We start from the raw sequence: 18650 nt of genomic DNA, 5'->3' as shown, positions 1-18650 counted from the left end.
CATGGTGTAAGGCAGCGGCCTCAGTGTTTTTGCAAAAAACTGCCCAGTGCCAGGTCAAAGGCCTGGGGCACTTCGAGGTTGGACAGGTGCGATGCCGGCACCGTCGCCAGCTCCGAGCCGGCAATGGCGGCATGCATAGCTTCGGCATCGGCCACCGTAGTGACCGGGTCGGCGCTGCCGCCAATCAGCAAGGTGGGGGTCTGGATGCGGGCGATATCGGCACGCAGGTCTTCGGCGGCCAGGGCCTCGCAGCAGCTGGCATAGCCTTCGGGGGCAATGCCGGCAATCCAGGCCTGGGCGGCCCGCACCACCTGGGGCTGGCTGGCGATAAAGCCTTCGGTGAACCAGCGGCTGGGTGACGAGTCGGCCAGGGTCTGCATGGCTGCTGCGCCATTGGCACGCACCAGCGCGGCGCGGTCGCGCCAGCTGGCTTCAGCGCCAATCTTGGCGGCGCTGTTGGCCACGGTGATGCTGCGCATGCGTGCGCCGGCATGCACGCCCAGCCAGAGCCCTGTGAGGCCGCCCATCGAGATACCGCAGAAATGGGCCTGGTCAATGCCCAGGCTGTCCAGAATGGCCAGCACATCGCCGCCCAGTTGGGCGAACTGGTAGGGGCCAGGGCTCAGCACGCTGGCGCCGTGGCCACGGGTGTCATAGCGCAGCACGCGGTACTGGCTGCTGAAGGTACGGGCCTGGGCATCCCACATGTCCAAGGTGGTGCCCAGCGAGTTAGAGAACACCAGCACCGGTGCGCCCTCGGGGCCTTGCAGATCGATGTTGAACATGCCGGTCGCAGTGGTGATTTGTTGTGTTGCCATGGCGTTCTGTCCTTCAAAAAATGCCCCTGCATCGCTGCGCGGGCGTGGCTGCGCCAAGGTGGGCGAGGCAGCAGCGCGGGTGTTTTGGGGGAGGATGGAGAGACGCGGGGGCAAGGCGCGGCCCTTGCAGGCCAGCGCTTGCCGCCGCTAGGGGCGTCAGACTTTTTCGAGGATCACGGCAATGCCCTGGCCCACGCCGATGCACATGGTGCACAGTGCGTAGCGGCCACCCAGTGCATGCAGCTGGTTGACGGCGGTGGTAGCGAGGCGTGCGCCCGATGCGCCAAGGGGGTGGCCCAGCGCAATCGCGCCGCCCCATTGGTTGACGCGTTGGTCGTCGTCCGCAATACCCAGGTCGCGCAGCACGGCCAGGCCTTGGGCGGCAAAGGCTTCGTTGAGCTCGATGACATCCATGTCGGCCAAAGTCAGGCCGGCCAGCGCCAGCACCTTGCGCACGGCAGGGGCCGGGCCAAAGCCCATGATGCGCGGTGCCACACCGGCCGTCGCCATGGCCACCACACGGGCGCGCGGGGTCAGTCCGTATTGCTGGGCGGCTTCTTCATTGGCCAGCAGCAGGGCGCAGGCGCCGTCGTTCACGCCCGAGGCATTGCCGGCCGTCACGGTACCGCCTTCGCGCACCACGCCCTTGAGCTTGGCCAGCGCTTCGATCGTCGTGGCACGGGGGTGCTCATCCTGGCTGATCACCAGTGCATCGCCCTTTTTCTGCGCAATGGTCACGGCCACGATCTCGCGGGCCAGGTGGCCGGCGGCGATGGCCGCTGCGGCCTTTTGCTGCGACGCCAGCGCCATGCGGTCCTGGGCGTCGCGTTCGATCTTGAAGTCGTCGGCCACGTTCTCGGCCGTCTCGGGCATGGAATCGACGCCGTACAGCGCCTTCATCTGCTTGTTGACAAAGCGCCAGCCAATGGTGGTGTCGTAGACGGCATTGTTGCGGCTGAAGGCGGACTCGGCCTTGGGCATCACAAAGGGGGCGCGGCTCATCGATTCCACACCACCGGCGATCATCAGGCGTGCTTCGCCGGACTTGATGGCGCGGGCGGCCGTGCCCACGGCATCCAGGCCCGAGCCGCAGAGGCGGTTGACGGTGGCGCCGGGCACCTCGATGGGCAGTCCCGCGAGCAGGCTGGACATGCGGGCCACATTGCGGTTGTCTTCGCCAGCCTGGTTGGCGCAGCCGTAGATCACGTCGGTCACCGCCGTCCAGTCCACACCGGGGTTGCGCTCCATCAGCGCCTTGATGGGCACGGCGCCCAGGTCATCGGTGCGCACACCGGCAAGCGCGCCGCCGTAGCGGCCAAAGGGGGTGCGCACGGCGTCGCAGATATAGGCGTTGGTCATGGTGGTCTCCTTGGATGAGTACAGATCGGCGCTGCGCTTAGAGCAGGCTCAGGCCAATCATTTTTTCGAGTTCGGCCTTGTCCAGACCGTCGACGGTGTCGATGAGCTTGAGGCCTTGGGGCGTGACCTCGATGGTGGCCACGTCGGTGTAGATGCGCTTGACGCAGCCAATGCCGGTCAGCGGATAGCTGCATTGCTTGACGATCTTGCTCTCGCCCTTCTTGGTCAGCAGGTCCATCATCACCCAGGTCTCTTTGGCACCAATGGCCAGGTCCATTGCGCCGCCCACGGCGGGAATGGCGCCGGATTCACCGGTGCTCCAGTTGGCCAGGTCGCCGTTCTCTGCCACCTGGAAAGCGCCGAGCACGCAGATGTCGAGGTGGCCGCCGCGCATCATCGCAAAACTGTCGGCATGGTGGAAGAAGCTGCCGCCCGCCAGCAAGGTGACGGGCTGCTTGCCGGCGTTGGTGAGGTCATAGTCTTCCTCGCCAGCGGCGGGTGCCGGGCCCATGCCCAGGATGCCGTTTTCCGACTGCAGGATGACTTCGCGGTCCTGGGGGATGTGGTTGGCCACAGCCGTCGGCTGGCCAATGCCCAGATTCACGTAGGCGCCATCATGGATGTCCTGCGCCACGCGGGCGGCCAGTTCGTCTTTCGTGCGTTTTTGGTAGCTGCTCATGGTCTTGTCTCCTGCTTCAGGCTGTTTTTTTGAAGCCACCGGCTTGCGTGGCAACGCGCTCGATCTTGATGACCTGGTTGACATAGATGCCAGGGGTGACCACGGCCTCGGGGTCGAGCTGGCCCAGCTCCACGATCTCATGCACGGTGGCCACGGTGTACTTCGCCGCGGTGGCCATCACCGGGCCAAAGTTGCGCGCCGATTTGCGGTAGGTGAGGTTGCCCCAGCGGTCGCCTTGCTCGGCCTTGATCAGCGCCACATCGCCATAGATGGGGTACTCGAGCACATAGTGCTTGCCGTTGATCTCGCGCGTTTCCTTGCCCGCTGCCAGCTCGGTGCCGTAGGCGGTGGGGCAGAAGAACGCGCCGATGCCAGCGCCCGCAGCGCGCATGCGCTCGGCCAGGTTGCCTTGGGGCACCACTTCGAGCTCGATCTTGCCGCTGCGGTAGAGCTCGTCAAACACATAGCTGTCGACCTGGCGCGGGAAGCTGCAAATGATCTTGCGCACCGCGCCGGTCTTGAGCAGGGCCGCCAGGCCTGTGTCGCCATTGCCGGCGTTGTTGTTGACCACCGTGAGGTCGCGCGCACCTTGCGCGATCAGGCCATCAATCAGGGCTGCGGGAATGCCGGCGGTGCCAAAGCCGCCGATGAGCACGGTCGAGCCGTCCTGGACGCGGCTGAGGGACTCGGCAATCGAGTCCGAAATCTTGTTGATCATCTTGTCTCCTGGTTCTGTACACGGGTCGCAACAGGCTGCTGATCCCGCTGCGGAATGGTCGCGCTGCGCTGTGGCAGTGCCTGTACCGCGTGCGACAAATGCAATGCCGAGGCTGCCTGCGCGAGACTTGGGAATGCATTTGAGAGGATCGGCGGCCTTTGGTAGGGCTCTTGGATGAAATGTTCGTATATAGAACATTAGTTCGCTAAAAGAATTATAGACTGCCTGATAATCCGCTACCCGATGTCCCTGCGATTTGCTTTTGTATTGCCAGGGACCCGCTCCACGCCAACGACCAAGATTGCGGCCTATGAAAGAAGAAGACCCGACCCTCCGCCCCAGTGACAGCTATGTGCAGTCCTTCGCGCGCGGGCTGGAGGTCATCCGCAGCTTTGGCGCTGCCGCGCCGCGCCAGACCTTGACGGAAGTGGCCGAGGCCACCGGCATGACGCGTGCCGGGGCGCGCCGCATTCTGCTGACCTTGCAGACCCTGGGCTATGTGCGGGTGGAGGGCCGTTTGTTTGCGCTCACGCCGCGCATTCTGGATCTGGGCTTCGCCTATCTGTCGTCGATGCCGGTCTGGAACCTGGCCCAGCCAGTGATGGATGCGCTGGTCGAGCAGACGCACGAGTCCTGCTCCATCGCCGTGCTCGATGGCCAGGATGTTGTCTATGTGTTGCGCGTGCACACGCACAAGATCATGAGCACCAACTTAGGCATGGGCTCGCGCCTGCCGAGTTTCTGGACGTCGCTCGGCCGCGTGCTGCTGGCCGAGCTGCCGCCGCAGGAGCTGCAGCCCTTGCTGGAGGGCCGCGACCGCACGCTGTTCACCCGCTTCACCCTCCAGGACGATGCCCAGCTGATAGCCGAGCTGGCCCAGGTGCGCGCGCAGGGCTGGTGCCTGCTCAATCAGGAGCTGGAAGAGGGCCTCACCTCGGTCGCAGCCCCCATCCGCAATGCCAGCGGCCAGGTGGTGGCTGCGATGAACATCAGCGGCCAGGCCAACCGCACGACACCCGAGATCATGCAGGGCGTGCTGCTGCCCCAGCTGTTGCAGGCGGCTGGGCGCGTCTCGGGCCTGCTGGGCTACCAGCCGGGTCGTGGCATGGGCGGCAAGATCGTGCCACGCTGCTGAGCGGCGGGCGCCGCTGCGCGCTTGGGCTCAGGCCTCATCGCTCCCCCATCGCTTTGATGCGCCCAGGCCGGTCGCAGGCTGCGGCTCGCCATGCCCTGGCCCCGGTAAGCCCTTTGTTGCAGGGGGCATTTCTCTGCTTCGAGCCGTGCCAAGCGCGGGCTGCGACTGCGCGCAGCCCGCCCATGCGCTGCAGTTGCGGCGTTCCTTAATACAACCTGAAGGCGGTCAAAGAAAGCTCCTACTGTGGGTTTGTTGCTGCCTCGCATTCGTTTCTTAAAGATATGTAAATGAGAACCATTTTCCTCTTTAAGATGTGCGAGCTTTTCCCGGTGGTAGCCAACCAGAGTGCGGATTCTCCCTGCGGTACAGCCAAACCGAACACATACCAAAGCGATACAAGGAACTGGAATGGCTTTCAAAACACAAGCCGTGGCAGCAGCAGTGGCGCTGCTGTGCACGGGCCAGGCAGCGGCGCAGCAGGCGCCGGCTGAGACAACGCTGCAGGAAGTGCGCGTGCAGGGCGATACCGCAGCGGACGTGGGCTATGCAGCGCCTACGGCCAAGAGCGCCACCAAGATCGAAGCGCCGTTGCGCGATATTCCGCAAACGGTGAACGTGGTGCCCCAGCAGCTGATGCGCGACCAGGCCGTGCAGTCGATGCAGGACGTGCTCAAGGCGGTGCCCGGCATTGGCCTGTCGCATGGCGATGGCCAGCGCGACCAGGTGACGATCCGGGGCTTTTCGGCCATTGCCGACCAGTTTGTCGACGGCGTGCGCGATGACGCGCTGTATTTCCGTGACCTGTCCAATGTCGAGCAGGTCGAGGTGCTCAAGGGCCCGGCATCGGTGCTGTATGGCCGGGGCTCTTCGGGTGGCTTGATCAACCGCATCACCAAGAAGCCCGGCATTGACCGCAGCGAGGTGGGTCTGACCCTGGGCAGCTGGAACCAGCGCCGGGGCGAGTTTGACCTGGCACGCGCGCCGCAGGACAGCATCGTCTCCTACCGCCTGACCGGCGCCATCGAGCGCGCCGACAGCTACCGCGACCAGCAGTTTCTGGACCGCAAGGCGCTGGCCGGCTCGGTGCAGTTCAAGTTCAGTGCGGACACGCAGTTGCTGCTGCAGGCCGACTACCTCAAGGACAGCCGCCTCACTGACTTCGGCATTCCCGCCTTCCAGGGCCGGCCGGTCAACGTGTCGCCCCGCACCTACTTTGGCGCGGCCAATGCACGCGATACCGATGTCAGCACCTCCGAGGTGTATTCGGCATCGGCCACCTTGAGCCACCGCTTCAACGACAGCCTGAGCCTGCGCAATGTGCTGCGCTACTACGACTACAGCCTGGACCGCAGCAACACCCTGGTTGGCTCGGTGAATGAGAAGGCGCAGACGGCGACCCTCAACCGTGGCCATCTGGAGCGTAACGAGCACGGCTTTTTCAACCAGCTGGAGTTGACGCAGAAGCTGGATCTGGCGGGCATGCAGCACCAGGTGCTGTACGGGCTGGAGCTGGGCCGCCAGAACAAGGGCCTGCTGAGCATCAGCCAGAGCAATGTGGGCACGGTATCGCTGTTCAACCCGGTGCTGCCGGTTGTCTCGCCGGTGCTGACGGCTGCACCGTCTGCCAACAACGACAGCGTCTTCAGCGTGGCCAGTGCTTATGTGCAGGACATGGTCACCCTGGCCCCGGAATGGAAGCTGCTGGCCGGCGTGCGCTATGACCGCTTCCGCCAGGAAACCGACAACTACACGCCAGGCAGCGTCAACCTGGGCCGCACCGATGTGGCCTGGAGCCCGCGCGTCGGCCTGGTCTACCAGCCCAGCAATGCGCTGTCGTACTACGTGTCGTTCAGCAAGTCCTTCCAGCCCTCGGGCGAGACCTTTGCGCTGGCTGCCAACAATGCCCAGCTGGCGCCTGAGAAAACCAGCAGCCGTGAGGTCGGTGTGAAGTGGGATCTGCTCGACGGCAAGGCCAGCGCCAATGCGGCGCTGTTCGAGATCGAGCGCACCAATATCAAGAGCGTGGACCCTGTGACCAACACCTTGGTGCCCCTGGGCGTGCAGCGCACGCGCGGCCTGGAGCTGAGCTTTGCCGGTGACCTGTCGCAGGGCTGGCAGATCTGGTCGGGCTATGCCTACCTGCTCAGCGAGATGACCTCGTCGCCGGCAGTGGACGCCGGCCAGGCCGTGCAAGGCAAGCGCGCCACCCTGACGCCCAAGCACAGCGCCAATATCTGGGTCACCAAGGCCCTGGGCCATGGCTTTGGCGCCGGTGGCGGCATCAGCTATGTCGGTGCGCGTTTTGCCAACCCTGGCAATACCGTTGTGCTGCCAGGCTACGCCACCTTGGATGCCATGGCCTACTACCGCCTGAACAACGTGGACCTGCAGCTCAAGCTCAACAACCTCCTGGACAAGCGCTACATCGTAGCCGGCCACGGCTCCTCGCCCAATCTGAACCTGCCGGGCGCGCCGCGCTCGGTGCAACTGGTGGCGCGTTACCGCTTCTAAGCTGCAAGGCTGGTATGGAAAAAGGCCATCTGCCCATGGGGTGGATGGCTTTGTGTTGTTAGTGGTGCTGTGACAGCTTGGGGCAGCCCCTGTGCGCTAGGTGGCTGCGAGTGGGGGCAGATGCTGCCATTGCGTAGTGCATAGGGCACAGCGTTGATAATGGAGCGGCTTTTCCTCTGCCGTCCTTTGCTGACGTTTTCACCATGGCCCGCCTTCCCCGACTCAGTCTTCCCGACATGCCGCACCATGTGCTGCACCGGGGCAACAACCGGCAGACGGTCTTTGTCGATGACGAGGATTCCCAGCACTTCAGCGACTTGTTGCGCCAGCTCGCGCAGACCCACCTGGTGGCAGTGCATGCCTATGTGCTGATGCCCAACCATTTCCATCTGCTGATAACACCCCAGACCGAGCAGGGCCTGCCGCTCTTGATGCAGGCGCTTGGCCGGGCCTATGTGCGCTATTTCAATGCGCGGCATGGGCGCAGCGGCACCTTGTGGGAAGGGCGCTACCGCTCGACGGTTGTGGAGCCGGCCACGCCGTTGCTGCAATGCATCATCTATATCGATTCCAACCCGCAGCGCGCAGGCCTGGTCGCCAAGGCCGAAGACTACCCTTGGTCCAGCTGTGCGCACCATTTAGGTGCAAAACCGATGGCCTGGTTGCGCGATCCGGCGGCCTTCTGGGCGCTGGGTAACACCCCCTTCGCGCGGGAGGCGCGCTATGCCCAAATGCTCGCTTATGGCTTGTCGCAGCGTGAGTCCGGGGCGCTGACCGATGCCGTGCAAGGCGGCTGGGCGATGGGCAGCGAGGACTTTGTGCAGTCTTTGCAGTCCAAAACGGTGCGCAGACTGCACAAAAAGAGTGCGGGACGCCCGCGATTGGTAGATCCCTCCGCCGATTGAATTGAAAATGTCATATAAATCAACGATAATTTTGCTATTTTTAATATGACCCCAATTAATTGTTGAGAAAAATCATTTGAAAATAATTAGTATCTGACCCCAAATAAAAAACTTGCTCGGGTATTGCCAGCTGCTCTACATTGACCTTCCCGCGATAGATTATTTGAAGGATTGCGCCATGTCGGCTTCTGCACGCGAGCACATGCAAGCTCAGGGTCTGTATGACCCGACTCTGGAACACGATGCCTGCGGCGTCGGTTTTGTGGCCCACATCAAGGGCCAGAAGAGCCATGCCATCGTGACCCAGGCTCTGAAGATTCTGGAGAATCTGGACCACCGGGGTGCGGTGGGTGCCGACAAGCTGATGGGTGATGGCGCCGGTATCCTCATCCAGTTGCCCGATGCGCTCTACCGCGACGAGATGGCCGCCCAGGGCGTCAAGCTGCCGCCGTTTGGCGAGTACGGCGTGGGCATGGTGTTCCTGCCCAAGGAACATGCATCGCGTCTGGCCTGCGAGGAAGAGCTCGAGCGCGCCATCAAGGCCGAAGGCCAGGTGCTGCTGGGCTGGCGCGATGTGCCGGTCAACCGCGAAATGCCGATGTCGCCCACGGTGCGCGAAAAAGAACCGGTCATCCGCCAGGTGTTCATCGGCCGTGGAGCCGATGTGATCGTGCAGGATGCGCTGGAGCGCAAGCTGTATGTGATCCGCAAGACCGCCAGCGCGGCCATCCAGAACCTGCAGCTCAAGTACAGCAAAGAGTACTACGTGCCCAGCATGAGCAGCCGCACTGTGATCTACAAGGGCCTGCTGCTGGCCGACCAGGTGGGCACCTACTTCCGCGATCTGGAAGACGAACGCTGCGTCTCGGCGCTGGGCCTGGTGCACCAGCGCTTCTCGACCAACACCTTCCCCGAGTGGCCGCTGGCCCACCCTTACCGCTATGTGGCGCACAACGGTGAAATCAACACCGTCAAGGGCAACTACAACTGGATGCGCGCCCGCGAAGGCGTGATGAGCTCGCCCGTGCTGGGCAACGATCTGCAAAAGCTCTACCCGATCAGCTTTGCGCACCAGTCCGATACGGCCACTTTCGACAACTGCCTGGAGCTGCTGACCATGGCGGGCTACCCGCTGGCCCAGGCCGTGATGATGATGATCCCCGAGCCATGGGAACAGCACGCCACGATGGATTCGCGCCGCCGCGCTTTCTATGAATACCATGCCGCAATGATCGAGCCCTGGGATGGCCCAGCATCGATCGTGTTCACCGATGGCCGCCAGATCGGCGCCACCCTGGACCGCAACGGCCTGCGTCCTGCCCGCTACTGCGTGACCGACGATGACTTCGTCATCATGGGCTCCGAATCGGGCGTGCTGCCCGTGCCCGAGCACAAGATCGTGCGCAAGTGGCGCCTGCAGCCGGGCAAGATGTTCCTGATCGATCTGGACCAGGGCCGTCTGATTGATGACGAAGAAGTCAAGTCCTCGCTCACCAATGCCAAGCCCTATATGCGTTGGATCGAAGACCTGCGCATCCGCCTGGACGATGTGGAAAAGCCCGTGGCTGGCGAATCGCAGATCGACCAGCAGGCCAAGGCCTCGCAAGAGTTTGGCGCCGTTGCCGATGAGCAGCAGTCGACCGAATTGCTGGACCTGCAGCAGGCCTTTGGCTACACCCAGGAAGACATCAAGTTCCTGATGAGCCCGATGGCCGCCAACGGCGAAGAAGGCATTGGTTCGATGGGCAATGACAGCCCGCTGGCTGTGCTCTCGGACAAGAACAAGCCGCTGTACAACTACTTCCGCCAGATGTTCGCGCAGGTGACCAACCCGCCGATAGATCCGATCCGTGAAGCAATCGTGATGAGCCTGGTGTCCTTTATCGGCCCCAAGCCCAACCTGCTGGACATCAACCAGGTCAACCCACCACTGCGCCTGGAAGTGACCCAGCCGGTGCTGGACTTCACCGACATGGTCAAGCTGCGCAACATCCGCTCGCACACCGCCGGCAAGTTCAGCTCGGCCGTGCTCGACATTACCTACCCGCTGGAGTGGGGCAGTGAAGGCGTCGAAGCGCGCCTGGCATCGCTGTGCGCGCAAGCCGTTGATGCGATCAAAACCGGCAACAACATCCTGATCATCAGCGACAAGGGTGTCAGCAAGGACCGCGTGGCCATCCAGGCGCTGCTGGCGCTGTCGGCCATCCACCAGCACCTGATCCGCGAAGGCCTGCGCACCGCCTGCGGTCTGGTCGTGGAAACCGGCACCGCCCGCGAAGTGCACCATTTCGGCGTGCTGGCCGGCTACGGTGCCGAAGCCGTGCACCCCTACCTGGCGCTGGAGACGATCACCTCGATCCACAAGCACCTGCCCGGCGATCTGTCGGCAGACAAGGCGATCTACAACTACATCAAGGCCATCGGCAAGGGTCTGTCCAAGATCATGTCGAAGATGGGTGTGTCCACCTACATGTCCTACTGCGGTGCGCAGCTGTTCGAGGCCGTTGGCATCAACAGCGAAACCATCGACAAGTACTTCACCGGCACCTCCAGCCGCGTCGAAGGCCTGGGTGTGTTCGAGATCGGAGAAGAAGCCATCCGCCGCCACAAGGCTGCCTTTGGCAACGACCCGGTGCTGGCCACCATGCTGGACACCGGTGGTGAGTACGCCTGGCGTGCCCGGGGTGAAGAGCATATGTGGAGCCCCGATGCGATTGCCAAGCTGCAGCACTCGACCCGCGCCAACAGCTTCAACACCTACAAGGAATACGCGCAGCTGATCAACGACCAGAGCAAGCGCCACATGACCTTGCGCGGCCTGTTTGAGTTCAAGATCGACCCTGCCAAGGCCATCCCGGTCGAGCAGGTCGAATCGGCGGCCGAGATCGTCAAGCGCTTTGCCACCGGCGCCATGTCGCTGGGCTCGATCAGTACCGAAGCCCATGTGACGCTGGCCGTCGCGATGAACCGCATCGGCGGCAAGAGCAACACCGGTGAAGGTGGTGAAGACCCTGCCCGTTACCGCAATGAGTTGAAGGGCATCCCGATCAAGCAGGGCGAGTCGCTGGCATCGATCATCGGCAAAGACCAGATTGAATCGGACTACGTGCTGCAAGAAGGCGACAGCCTGCGCTCGCGCATCAAGCAAGTGGCATCGGGCCGCTTTGGGGTGACGGCCGAGTACCTGGCCTCTGCGGACCAGATCCAGATCAAGATGGCACAGGGCGCCAAGCCCGGTGAAGGCGGTCAGCTGCCTGGCGGCAAGGTGACCGAGTACATCGGCAAGCAGCGCTACTCGGTGCCCGGTGTGGGCCTGATCTCCCCTCCGCCGCACCACGACATTTACTCGATCGAGGACCTGGCCCAGCTGATCCACGACCTGAAGAACGTCGCCACGCATTCGACGATCAGCGTCAAGCTGGTGTCCGAAGTGGGCGTGGGCACGATTGCTGCCGGCGTTGCCAAGTGCAAGGCCGACCATGTGGTGATCGCCGGCCATGACGGCGGCACGGGCGCATCGCCCTGGTCGTCGATCAAGCACGCAGGCTCGCCTTGGGAAATCGGCCTGGCCGAAACCCAGCAGACCCTGGTGCTCAACGGCCTGCGCAGCCGTATCCGGGTGCAGGCAGACGGCCAGATGAAGACCGGCCGTGACGTGGTGATTGGCGCGCTCTTGGGCGCCGATGAGTTCGGCTTTGCCACCGCACCGCTGGTGGTCGAAGGCTGCATCATGATGCGCAAGTGCCACCTCAACACCTGCCCGGTGGGGGTGGCCACGCAAGATCCTGAGCTGCGCAAGAAATTCAGCGGCAAGCCCGAGCATGTGGTGAACTTCTTCTTCTTCATCGCCGAAGAAGCGCGCCAGATCATGGCCCAGCTGGGTATCTCCAAGTTCGACGATCTGGTGGGCCGTGCCGACCTGCTGGACATGAAGGCCGGTATTACCCACTGGAAGGCCAAGGGCCTGGACTTTGGCCGCCTGCTGGCCCGTGCCGAAGTGGCGGATGATGTGCCGCTCTACCACACGCAAAACCAGGACCATGGTCTGGAAAAGGCCTTCGACAACATCCTGATCGAAAAGTCGCGCCCCGCCATCGACAAGGGCGAGCGCGTGAAGATCCTGGAGACCGTGCGCAATGTGAACCGCACTGTGGGCGCCATGCTCTCGGGCGCGGTGACCAAGGTGCATGCCGAAGGCCTGCCTGACGACACCATCCACATCCGTGTCGAGGGCACGGGCGGCCAGTCGTTTGGCGCCTTCCTGTGCAACGGCATCACCTTGTACCTGGTGGGGGATGCGAACGACTACACCGGCAAGGGCCTGTCCGGCGGCCGCGTGGTGGTGCGCCCGAGTCTGGATTTCCGTGGCGAAGCGCACAAGAACATCATCGTGGGCAACACCGTGATGTACGGCGCGACCACCGGTGAGGCTTTCCTGAGCGGCGTGGCTGGCGAGCGCTTTGCGGTGCGCCTGTCGGGTGCGACGGCGGTGGTCGAAGGCACCGGTGACCATGGCTGCGAATACATGACCGGCGGCACCGTGCTGGTGCTGGGCAAGACCGGCCGCAACTTTGCTGCCGGCATGAGCGGTGGCGTGGCCTACGTCTATGACGAGGACGGCCAGTTCGCCAGCCGCTGCAACACCACGATGGTCACGCTGGACAAGGTGCTGACGCAGGCCGAGCAAGAGGCCAGCATCGACAAGGGTGTGTGGCACAACGGCCAGACCGACGAAGCACAGCTCAAGCGCCTGCTCGCCGACCACCTGCGCTGGACCGGCAGCAAGCGTGCCCGTGATCTGCTGGACAACTGGGCGGAGGTGCGCAGCAAGTTCGTCAAGGTGTTCCCGACCGAGTACAAGCGCGCGCTGGGTGAGATCCATGCCCGCGCCGAAGCCAAGGCGCAGGTCGTCAAGGCCAAGACCTCGGCCAAGAAGAGTGTGGACGCCGCCGCGAAGTGAGGCCCCTGGCGGCCCTGCCGCCAAGCACCCAGCCCCTTATTAATGACCACGATTGCTGTCCCCGCCAACGCGGCGCGGGCAGCAGCCAAGCAAGAGATCCGATCATGGGAAAAGTCACAGGCTTTATGGAATTTGCGCGTATCGACGAGGGTTATGCACCCGTTGAAGACCGCCTCAAGCACTACAAGGAATTTGTTGTTGGCCTGAACTCGCAGCAGGCCAAGCAGCAAGGCGCCCGTTGCATGGACTGCGGCACGCCGTTTTGCAACAGCGGCTGCCCGGTCAACAACATCATTCCGGATTTCAACGATCTGGTGTACCGCGCCGATTGGGCGGCCGCCTTTCATGTGCTGGACTCGACCAACAACTTCCCCGAGTTCACCGGCCGCATCTGCCCCGCGCCTTGTGAAGCGGCCTGCGTGCTGAACATCAACAACGACCCGGTGGGCATCAAGTCCATCGAGCACGCCATCATCGACCGCGCCTGGGAAGAGGGCTGGGTGCAGGCGCGCCCCGCCAAGCACCAGAGCGGCAAGAAAGTGGCAGTGGTCGGCTCCGGCCCTGCCGGCATGGCGGCGGCCCAGCAGCTCGCCCGTGCAGGCCATGCGGTGACCCTGTTCGAGAAGAACGACCGCATCGGCGGCCTGCTGCGCTACGGCATCCCCGACTTCAAGCTCGACAAGCTGCACATCGACCGCCGCGCCGCCCAACTGCAGGCCGAAGGCGTGACCATCCGCACCGGCGTGCTGGTGGCTGGCAAGGACGGCCTGGGCAAGGACAGCAAGGTCACCAACTGGGCCAAGGAAACCGTCTCGCCCGAGCAGCTCAAGGCGGATTTTGACGCGGTGCTGCTGACCGGTGGATCCGAGCAGTCGCGCGATCTGCCGGTGCCCGGCCGTGACCTGGACGGCGTGCACTACGCAATGGAGTTCCTGCCCCAGCAAAACAAGATCAATGCCGGCGACAAGCTCAAGGGCCAGATCCGTGCGGATGGCAAGGACGTCATCGTCATCGGTGGTGGCGACACCGGCAGCGACTGCGTGGGCACCAGCAACCGCCACGGCGCCAAGAGCGTCACCCAGTTCGAGGTGATGCCCATGCCGCCCGAAGAGGAAAACAAGCCCCTGGTCTGGCCCTACTGGCCGATCAAGCTGCGCACCAGCTCCAGTCACGAAGAAGGCGCTGTGCGTGAGTTCGCGATCTCGACCAAGACCTTCAACGGCGACAAGGGCAAGGTCAAGAGCCTGACGACCGTGCAGGTCGAGTTCAAGGACGGCAAGCTGAGCGAAGTCAAGGGCACAGAAAAGGAATGGCCTGCCGACCTGGTGCTGCTGGCCATGGGTTTTGTGAACCCCGTCTCGCCCGTGCTGGAAGCCTTTGGTGTCGACAAGGACGCCCGTGGCAACGCCCGTGCCACCACCGATTTCACTGGCGGCTACGCCACCAATGTGGACAAGGTGTTTGCCGCCGGCGACATGCGCCGTGGCCAGTCGCTGGTGGTCTGGGCCATCCGCGAAGGTCGCCAGGCCGCGCGCGCCGTCGACGAGTACCTGATGGGCTGGAGCGATCTGCCGCGCTAAAACCGGTAGCCACTCACCCACCCACGACCGCAGCCGAGGCTGCGGTCTTTTTTTGTGCCCGCTCGGCCTGAGATCATCCGAGAAACCCAGTATACCCCCAGGGGGTACCTGGGATCTTCATCTATTTCTCATATGTAATTTTTATAAATTGCATTTATACTCTGGCCCAGTACCTGAGTTTGGCGTGCTTTTGCGCCGTTGCGAACACCGCCTGCCATGCCCCATAACGCCAAAGACAAGCACCGCGCCATCACCCGCCTGCGCCGCATCAAAGGCCAGGCGGAGGCCTTGGAGCGGGCGGTGGAGGCGGGCAGCGATTGCGCCCCCATCCTGCAGCAGCTCGCCGCCATGCGCGGCGCTGTGCATGGGCTGATGGCCGATTTGCTTGATGGCCATATGCGCGAGACCATGGCCCGGCAGCCCGCGCCGTCGCAGGCGGACATTGACGAAATGCTGTCGCTGCTGCGCTCGTACCTCAAATAGGCGTGTGGTCATGACCGCGCCTGACTGTTTTCCCCGTTTTTGACCCAAGGAGTCCACCCATGAAATCCCGCGCCGCCGTTGCCTTCAAAGCCGGAGAGCCTTTGCAGATTGTCGAGATCGACGTTGCGCCACCCCAGAAGGGCGAAGTGCTGGTCAAGATCACCCACACGGGCGTGTGCCACACGGATGCCTTCACCTTGAGCGGTGATGATCCTGAAGGCATCTTCCCGGCGGTGCTGGGCCATGAAGGCGCGGGCATCGTGGTGGAAGTGGGCGAGGGCGTCACCAGCGTCCAGCCAGGCGACCATGTGATCCCGCTGTACACGGCAGAGTGCGGCGAATGCCTGTTCTGCAAGAGCGGCAAGACCAACCTGTGCGTAGCAGTGCGCGCCACCCAGGGCAAGGGTGTGATGCCCGATGGCACCACGCGCTTTAGCTACAACGGCGAGCCGATCTACCACTACATGGGCTGCTCCACCTTCTCCGAGTACACCGTGGTGGCCGCAGTGTCGCTGGCCAAGGTCAACCCCGATGCCAACCCCGAGCAGGTCTGCCTGCTGGGCTGCGGCGTGACCACCGGTCTGGGCGCTGTGAAGAACACCGCCAAGGTGCAAGAGGGCGATACCGTGGCTGTGTTCGGTCTGGGTGGCATTGGCCTGGCGGTAATCCAGGGCGCGCAGCTGGCCAAGGCTGGCCGCATCATTGCTGTCGATACCAACCCCGGCAAGTTCGAGCTGGCCAAGACCTTTGGCGCGACCGACTGCATCAACCCCAAGGATTTCGACAAGCCGATCCAGCAAGTGATCGTCGAGATGACCGGCTGGGGCGTGGACCACAGCTTTGAATGCATTGGCAGCACCCAGGTGATGCGTGCGGCGCTGGAATGCGCGCACCGTGGCTGGGGCCAGAGCGTGATCATCGGCGTGGCGGGCGCGGGCCAGGAGATCTCCACCCGTCCTTTCCAGCTCGTGACCGGCCGCAAATGGCTGGGCACCGCCTTTGGCGGCGTCAAGGGCCGCAGCGAGCTGCCCGGCATGGTGGAAGACGCGATGGCCGGCAAGATCAAGCTCGAGCCCTTTGTCACCCACACCATGGGCCTGGCCAAGATCAACGAGGCTTTTGACCTGATGCATGAAGGCAAGTCGATCCGCTCGGTAGTCAACTACGCCAGCTGATCGTCGCTAAGCGCCGCTGGCCAAAGCTGACCAGCGCCGGCTGCCAGCGGGCGCTGCAATAGTCCTGCGCAGCGCTGGCAGCGCTGCCAGGGGCGACAATGCGAGGCTTGTTGTCCCTGCGGCCCGGCCCGCACCATTGAAATCCATGTCTTTTACCTCTCTTGGCCTTGCTCCGTCGCTGGCCCACGCTGCCCAGGCCCATGGCCTGATGGCACCCACGGCCATCCAGACCCAAGCCATTCCGGCCATTCTGGACGGGCGTGACCTGCTGGGCTGCGCGCCGACCGGCTCGGGCAAGACGGCGGCCTATGTGCTGCCGCTGATGCAGGCCTGGATGCTGAGCAACGCGGCAGGCCAGGCGGGCCGCCATGAGACGCAGGCCTTGATCCTGGTGCCCACGCGCGAACTGGCCACCCAGGTGGCTGAGCTGGTTTACTTTGTTGGCGAGGCCCTGGGCCGCCGCCCCAAGGTGGCCGTGCTCACTGGTGGTGTGTCCATCAATCCCCAGCTGCTGGCCTTGCGCGGCGGCGTGGATCTGGTGATTGCCACGCCTGGGCGCCTGCTCGATGTGGTGGCGCACAGCAAGCTGCGGCTGGACACCATCAGCACCCTGGTGCTGGACGAGGCCGACCGCTTGATGGACCTGGGCTTTGCCGAGGAGCTGCACAGCGTGCTGGCGCTGGTGCCCGCGTGCGAGCAGCGCCAGACCTTGCTGCTGTCGGCCACCTTTGCCCCGGCGGTGCAGGCGTTGGTGCCCACCTTGCTGCGACCCGCGCACGAGAAGGTGGAGATCGCTTCGACCCACCTGCAGGATGCCACCATCGTGCAGGAGGCCTACTACCTCGATGCCGCCAAGCGCACCACCTGGCTGCGTGAGCTGGTCACCCAGTACGCCGGCCAGCGCATGCTGGTGTTTGTGGCCAGCCGCTACAGCGCCGAGCATGTGGCCAACAAGCTCTATGACAAGGGCATCAGCGCCACCGCCTTCCATGGCGAGCTGAGCCAGGGCGCGCGCCAGCAGGTGCTGCAGGAGTTCCGCAGCAGCCAGTGGCAGGTGCTGGTCACCACCGATCTGGCCGCGCGTGGCATCCATGTCGAGGCGCTGCCCCTGGTCATCAACTACGACCTGCCGCGCTCGCCCACCGATTACACCCACCGCATCGGCCGCACGGGCCGGGCCGGTATCTCGGGCCTGGCCATCAGCCTGGTAACCCCCGCCAGCCTGGCGCACTGGAAGCTGATCGCGAAGCGCAATGGGCTCGATGTGGCGCTGCAGACCCTGGAGCAGTACCCGGTCACCGAAGCGGTGCCCGCGCATGCGCCCTCTGAAGATGCCGGCAATGGCGGCATCAAGGGCAAGCGCATGAGCAAAAAAGACAAGCTGCGTGCAGCGGCCGCCCAGGCCGCATCCCCGCAACCTCCGACCGAAGGAAATTCCGATGTCTGAAGCCCAAGCCAGCCTCAAGCTGCAGGCGGCCCATGCCTGCTTTGGCGGCGCCCAGCGTTTTTATGAGCATTTCTCCAGTCAGATCGGCCTGGCGATGAAGTTCTCGGTCTTTCTGCCGCCCAAGGCGGTGGAGGGCGAGAAAGTGCCTGCGCTGCTGTACCTGGCGGGCCTGACCTGTACCGAAGAGACCTTCATGACCAAGGCCGGCGCCCAGCGCCTGGCGGCTTCGCTGAACGTGGCCCTGGTCACCTGCGACACCAGCCCGCGCGGCGCGGGCCTGCCTGGCGAGGCGGAGAGCTGGGATTTTGGCGTGGGTGCGGGTTTTTACCTCGATGCCACGGCCAAGCCCTGGGCGCTGCACTGGCGCATGGAAAGCTACATCCTCGAAGACCTGCTGCCGCTCTTGGGCGCCAAGCTGCCGATCGACCTGCAACGCCTGGGCATCTTTGGCCACAGCATGGGCGGCCATGGCGCGCTGACCCTGGCGCTGCGCCACCCCGGTGTGTTCAAGTCGGTCTCGGCCTTTGCGCCGATTGCCAACCCCACCCACTGCCCCTGGGGCCAGAAAGCATTTGCCGGCTACCTGGGCGACAACCAGGCCGATTGGGCGCAGCACGATGCCACCGCCCTGATGGCCGCGCAAAAGCAGCCGCCATACCCGGCCGGCATCCTCATCGACCAGGGCCTGGCCGACAAGTTCTTGCTGGAAAAGCAACTGCTGCCCGAAGCCTTTGAAGCCGCCTGCGCCCAGGTCGGCCAGCCCTTGACCTTGCGCCGCCATGGCGGCTATGACCACGGCTACTACTTCATCCAGAGCTTTATCGACGAGCACCTGCGCTTTCACGCCAGCCAGCTGTAAACAGAACCCGGTACGCGGATT

Annotated in this window: 13 protein-coding genes; 9 read left to right on the top strand and 4 right to left on the bottom strand. The window is 63.8% G+C overall.

The features are described from left to right. Positions 1-20 precede the first annotated feature (20 nt). The 4 genes from pcaD to N4T19_RS12030 form a co-directional block, all read right to left on the bottom strand. Positions 21-818 (bottom strand): 3-oxoadipate enol-lactonase, encoded by a 798-nt coding sequence (gene pcaD / locus N4T19_RS12045; protein WP_260718186.1) that lies wholly within the window; start codon positions 816-818, stop codon positions 21-23. A 156-nt stretch (positions 819-974) separates the two neighbouring features. Then, complete coding sequence (pcaF, locus tag N4T19_RS12040) at positions 975-2177, bottom strand: 3-oxoadipyl-CoA thiolase (RefSeq protein ID WP_260718185.1); 1203 nt, start codon at positions 2175-2177, stop codon at positions 975-977. Between the two features lie 37 nt (positions 2178-2214). Beyond that, positions 2215-2856, bottom strand: coding sequence for a 3-oxoacid CoA-transferase subunit B (locus tag N4T19_RS12035; protein ID WP_260718184.1), 642 nt, complete (start codon positions 2854-2856; stop codon positions 2215-2217). 16 nt (positions 2857-2872) lie between these two features. Continuing rightward, a complete protein-coding gene (locus N4T19_RS12030; RefSeq protein ID WP_021026103.1) occupies positions 2873-3574 on the bottom strand; it encodes a 3-oxoacid CoA-transferase subunit A in 702 nt (233 codons plus the stop codon). Positions 3575-3884: 310 nt separating this feature from the next. Between N4T19_RS12030 and N4T19_RS12025 the strand changes: the two genes are divergently transcribed. The 9 genes from N4T19_RS12025 (at position 3885) to fghA (ending at position 18629) form a co-directional block, all read left to right on the top strand. Then, positions 3885-4709 carry an IclR family transcriptional regulator domain-containing protein gene (locus N4T19_RS12025; RefSeq protein ID WP_260718183.1) on the top strand — a complete coding sequence of 275 codons (825 nt, stop codon included), beginning with the start codon at positions 3885-3887 and terminating at the stop codon, positions 4707-4709. Between the two features lie 408 nt (positions 4710-5117). Next, positions 5118-7220: a TonB-dependent receptor gene (locus tag N4T19_RS12020; protein WP_260718182.1), complete on the top strand. Its 2103-nt coding sequence runs from the start codon at positions 5118-5120 to the stop codon at positions 7218-7220. 203 nt (positions 7221-7423) lie between these two features. Further along, entirely contained in the window at positions 7424-8125 is a 702-nt protein-coding gene (locus tag N4T19_RS12015) for a transposase (RefSeq protein ID WP_260718181.1), read from the top strand. Between the two features lie 178 nt (positions 8126-8303). Next, the gene (locus N4T19_RS12010; RefSeq protein WP_116926437.1) at positions 8304-13085 is read left to right on the top strand and encodes a glutamate synthase-related protein; all 4782 of its coding nucleotides are present in this window, start codon (positions 8304-8306) and stop codon (positions 13083-13085) included. A gap of 104 nt (positions 13086-13189) precedes the next feature. Further along, a complete protein-coding gene (locus tag N4T19_RS12005; RefSeq protein WP_116926436.1) occupies positions 13190-14665 on the top strand; it encodes a glutamate synthase subunit beta in 1476 nt (491 codons plus the stop codon). A gap of 216 nt (positions 14666-14881) precedes the next feature. Next, on the top strand, positions 14882-15148 hold the full coding sequence (locus N4T19_RS12000) for a metal/formaldehyde-sensitive transcriptional repressor (protein WP_116926435.1): 267 nt from the start codon (positions 14882-14884) through the stop codon (positions 15146-15148). 59 nt (positions 15149-15207) lie between these two features. Continuing rightward, on the top strand, positions 15208-16323 hold the full coding sequence (locus N4T19_RS11995; RefSeq protein ID WP_116926434.1) for an S-(hydroxymethyl)glutathione dehydrogenase/class III alcohol dehydrogenase: 1116 nt from the start codon (positions 15208-15210) through the stop codon (positions 16321-16323). A 145-nt stretch (positions 16324-16468) separates the two neighbouring features. Further along, positions 16469-17770 (top strand): DEAD/DEAH box helicase, encoded by a 1302-nt coding sequence (locus N4T19_RS11990; protein WP_260718180.1) that lies wholly within the window; start codon positions 16469-16471, stop codon positions 17768-17770. Further along, a complete protein-coding gene (fghA, locus tag N4T19_RS11985) occupies positions 17763-18629 on the top strand; it encodes an S-formylglutathione hydrolase (RefSeq protein WP_116926432.1) in 867 nt (288 codons plus the stop codon). Before N4T19_RS11990 ends, fghA begins: the two co-directional genes overlap by 8 nt. Positions 18630-18650 lie beyond the last annotated feature (21 nt).

Origin of the sequence: Comamonas squillarum (genome assembly GCF_025309455.1) — a bacterium.
Classification (GTDB): Bacteria; Pseudomonadota; Gammaproteobacteria; order Burkholderiales; family Burkholderiaceae_C; genus Comamonas; species Comamonas squillarum.
This window is presented reverse-complemented; position numbering and strand designations above follow the sequence as displayed.

Coding starts and splice junctions, on each gene's coding strand:
- pcaD (WP_260718186.1), bottom strand. CDS start 818: ATGGCAACACAACAAATCACCACTGCGACCGGCATGTTCAACATCGAT.
- N4T19_RS12005 (WP_116926436.1), top strand. CDS start 13,190: ATGGGAAAAGTCACAGGCTTTATGGAATTTGCGCGTATCGACGAGGGT.
- N4T19_RS12025 (WP_260718183.1), top strand. CDS start 3,885: ATGAAAGAAGAAGACCCGACCCTCCGCCCCAGTGACAGCTATGTGCAG.
- N4T19_RS11990 (WP_260718180.1), top strand. CDS start 16,469: ATGTCTTTTACCTCTCTTGGCCTTGCTCCGTCGCTGGCCCACGCTGCC.
- fghA (WP_116926432.1), top strand. CDS start 17,763: ATGTCTGAAGCCCAAGCCAGCCTCAAGCTGCAGGCGGCCCATGCCTGC.
- N4T19_RS11995 (WP_116926434.1), top strand. CDS start 15,208: ATGAAATCCCGCGCCGCCGTTGCCTTCAAAGCCGGAGAGCCTTTGCAG.
- pcaF (WP_260718185.1), bottom strand. CDS start 2,177: ATGACCAACGCCTATATCTGCGACGCCGTGCGCACCCCCTTTGGCCGC.
- N4T19_RS12010 (WP_116926437.1), top strand. CDS start 8,304: ATGTCGGCTTCTGCACGCGAGCACATGCAAGCTCAGGGTCTGTATGAC.
- N4T19_RS12000 (WP_116926435.1), top strand. CDS start 14,882: ATGCCCCATAACGCCAAAGACAAGCACCGCGCCATCACCCGCCTGCGC.
- N4T19_RS12015 (WP_260718181.1), top strand. CDS start 7,424: ATGGCCCGCCTTCCCCGACTCAGTCTTCCCGACATGCCGCACCATGTG.
- N4T19_RS12020 (WP_260718182.1), top strand. CDS start 5,118: ATGGCTTTCAAAACACAAGCCGTGGCAGCAGCAGTGGCGCTGCTGTGC.
- N4T19_RS12035 (WP_260718184.1), bottom strand. CDS start 2,856: ATGAGCAGCTACCAAAAACGCACGAAAGACGAACTGGCCGCCCGCGTG.
- N4T19_RS12030 (WP_021026103.1), bottom strand. CDS start 3,574: ATGATCAACAAGATTTCGGACTCGATTGCCGAGTCCCTCAGCCGCGTC.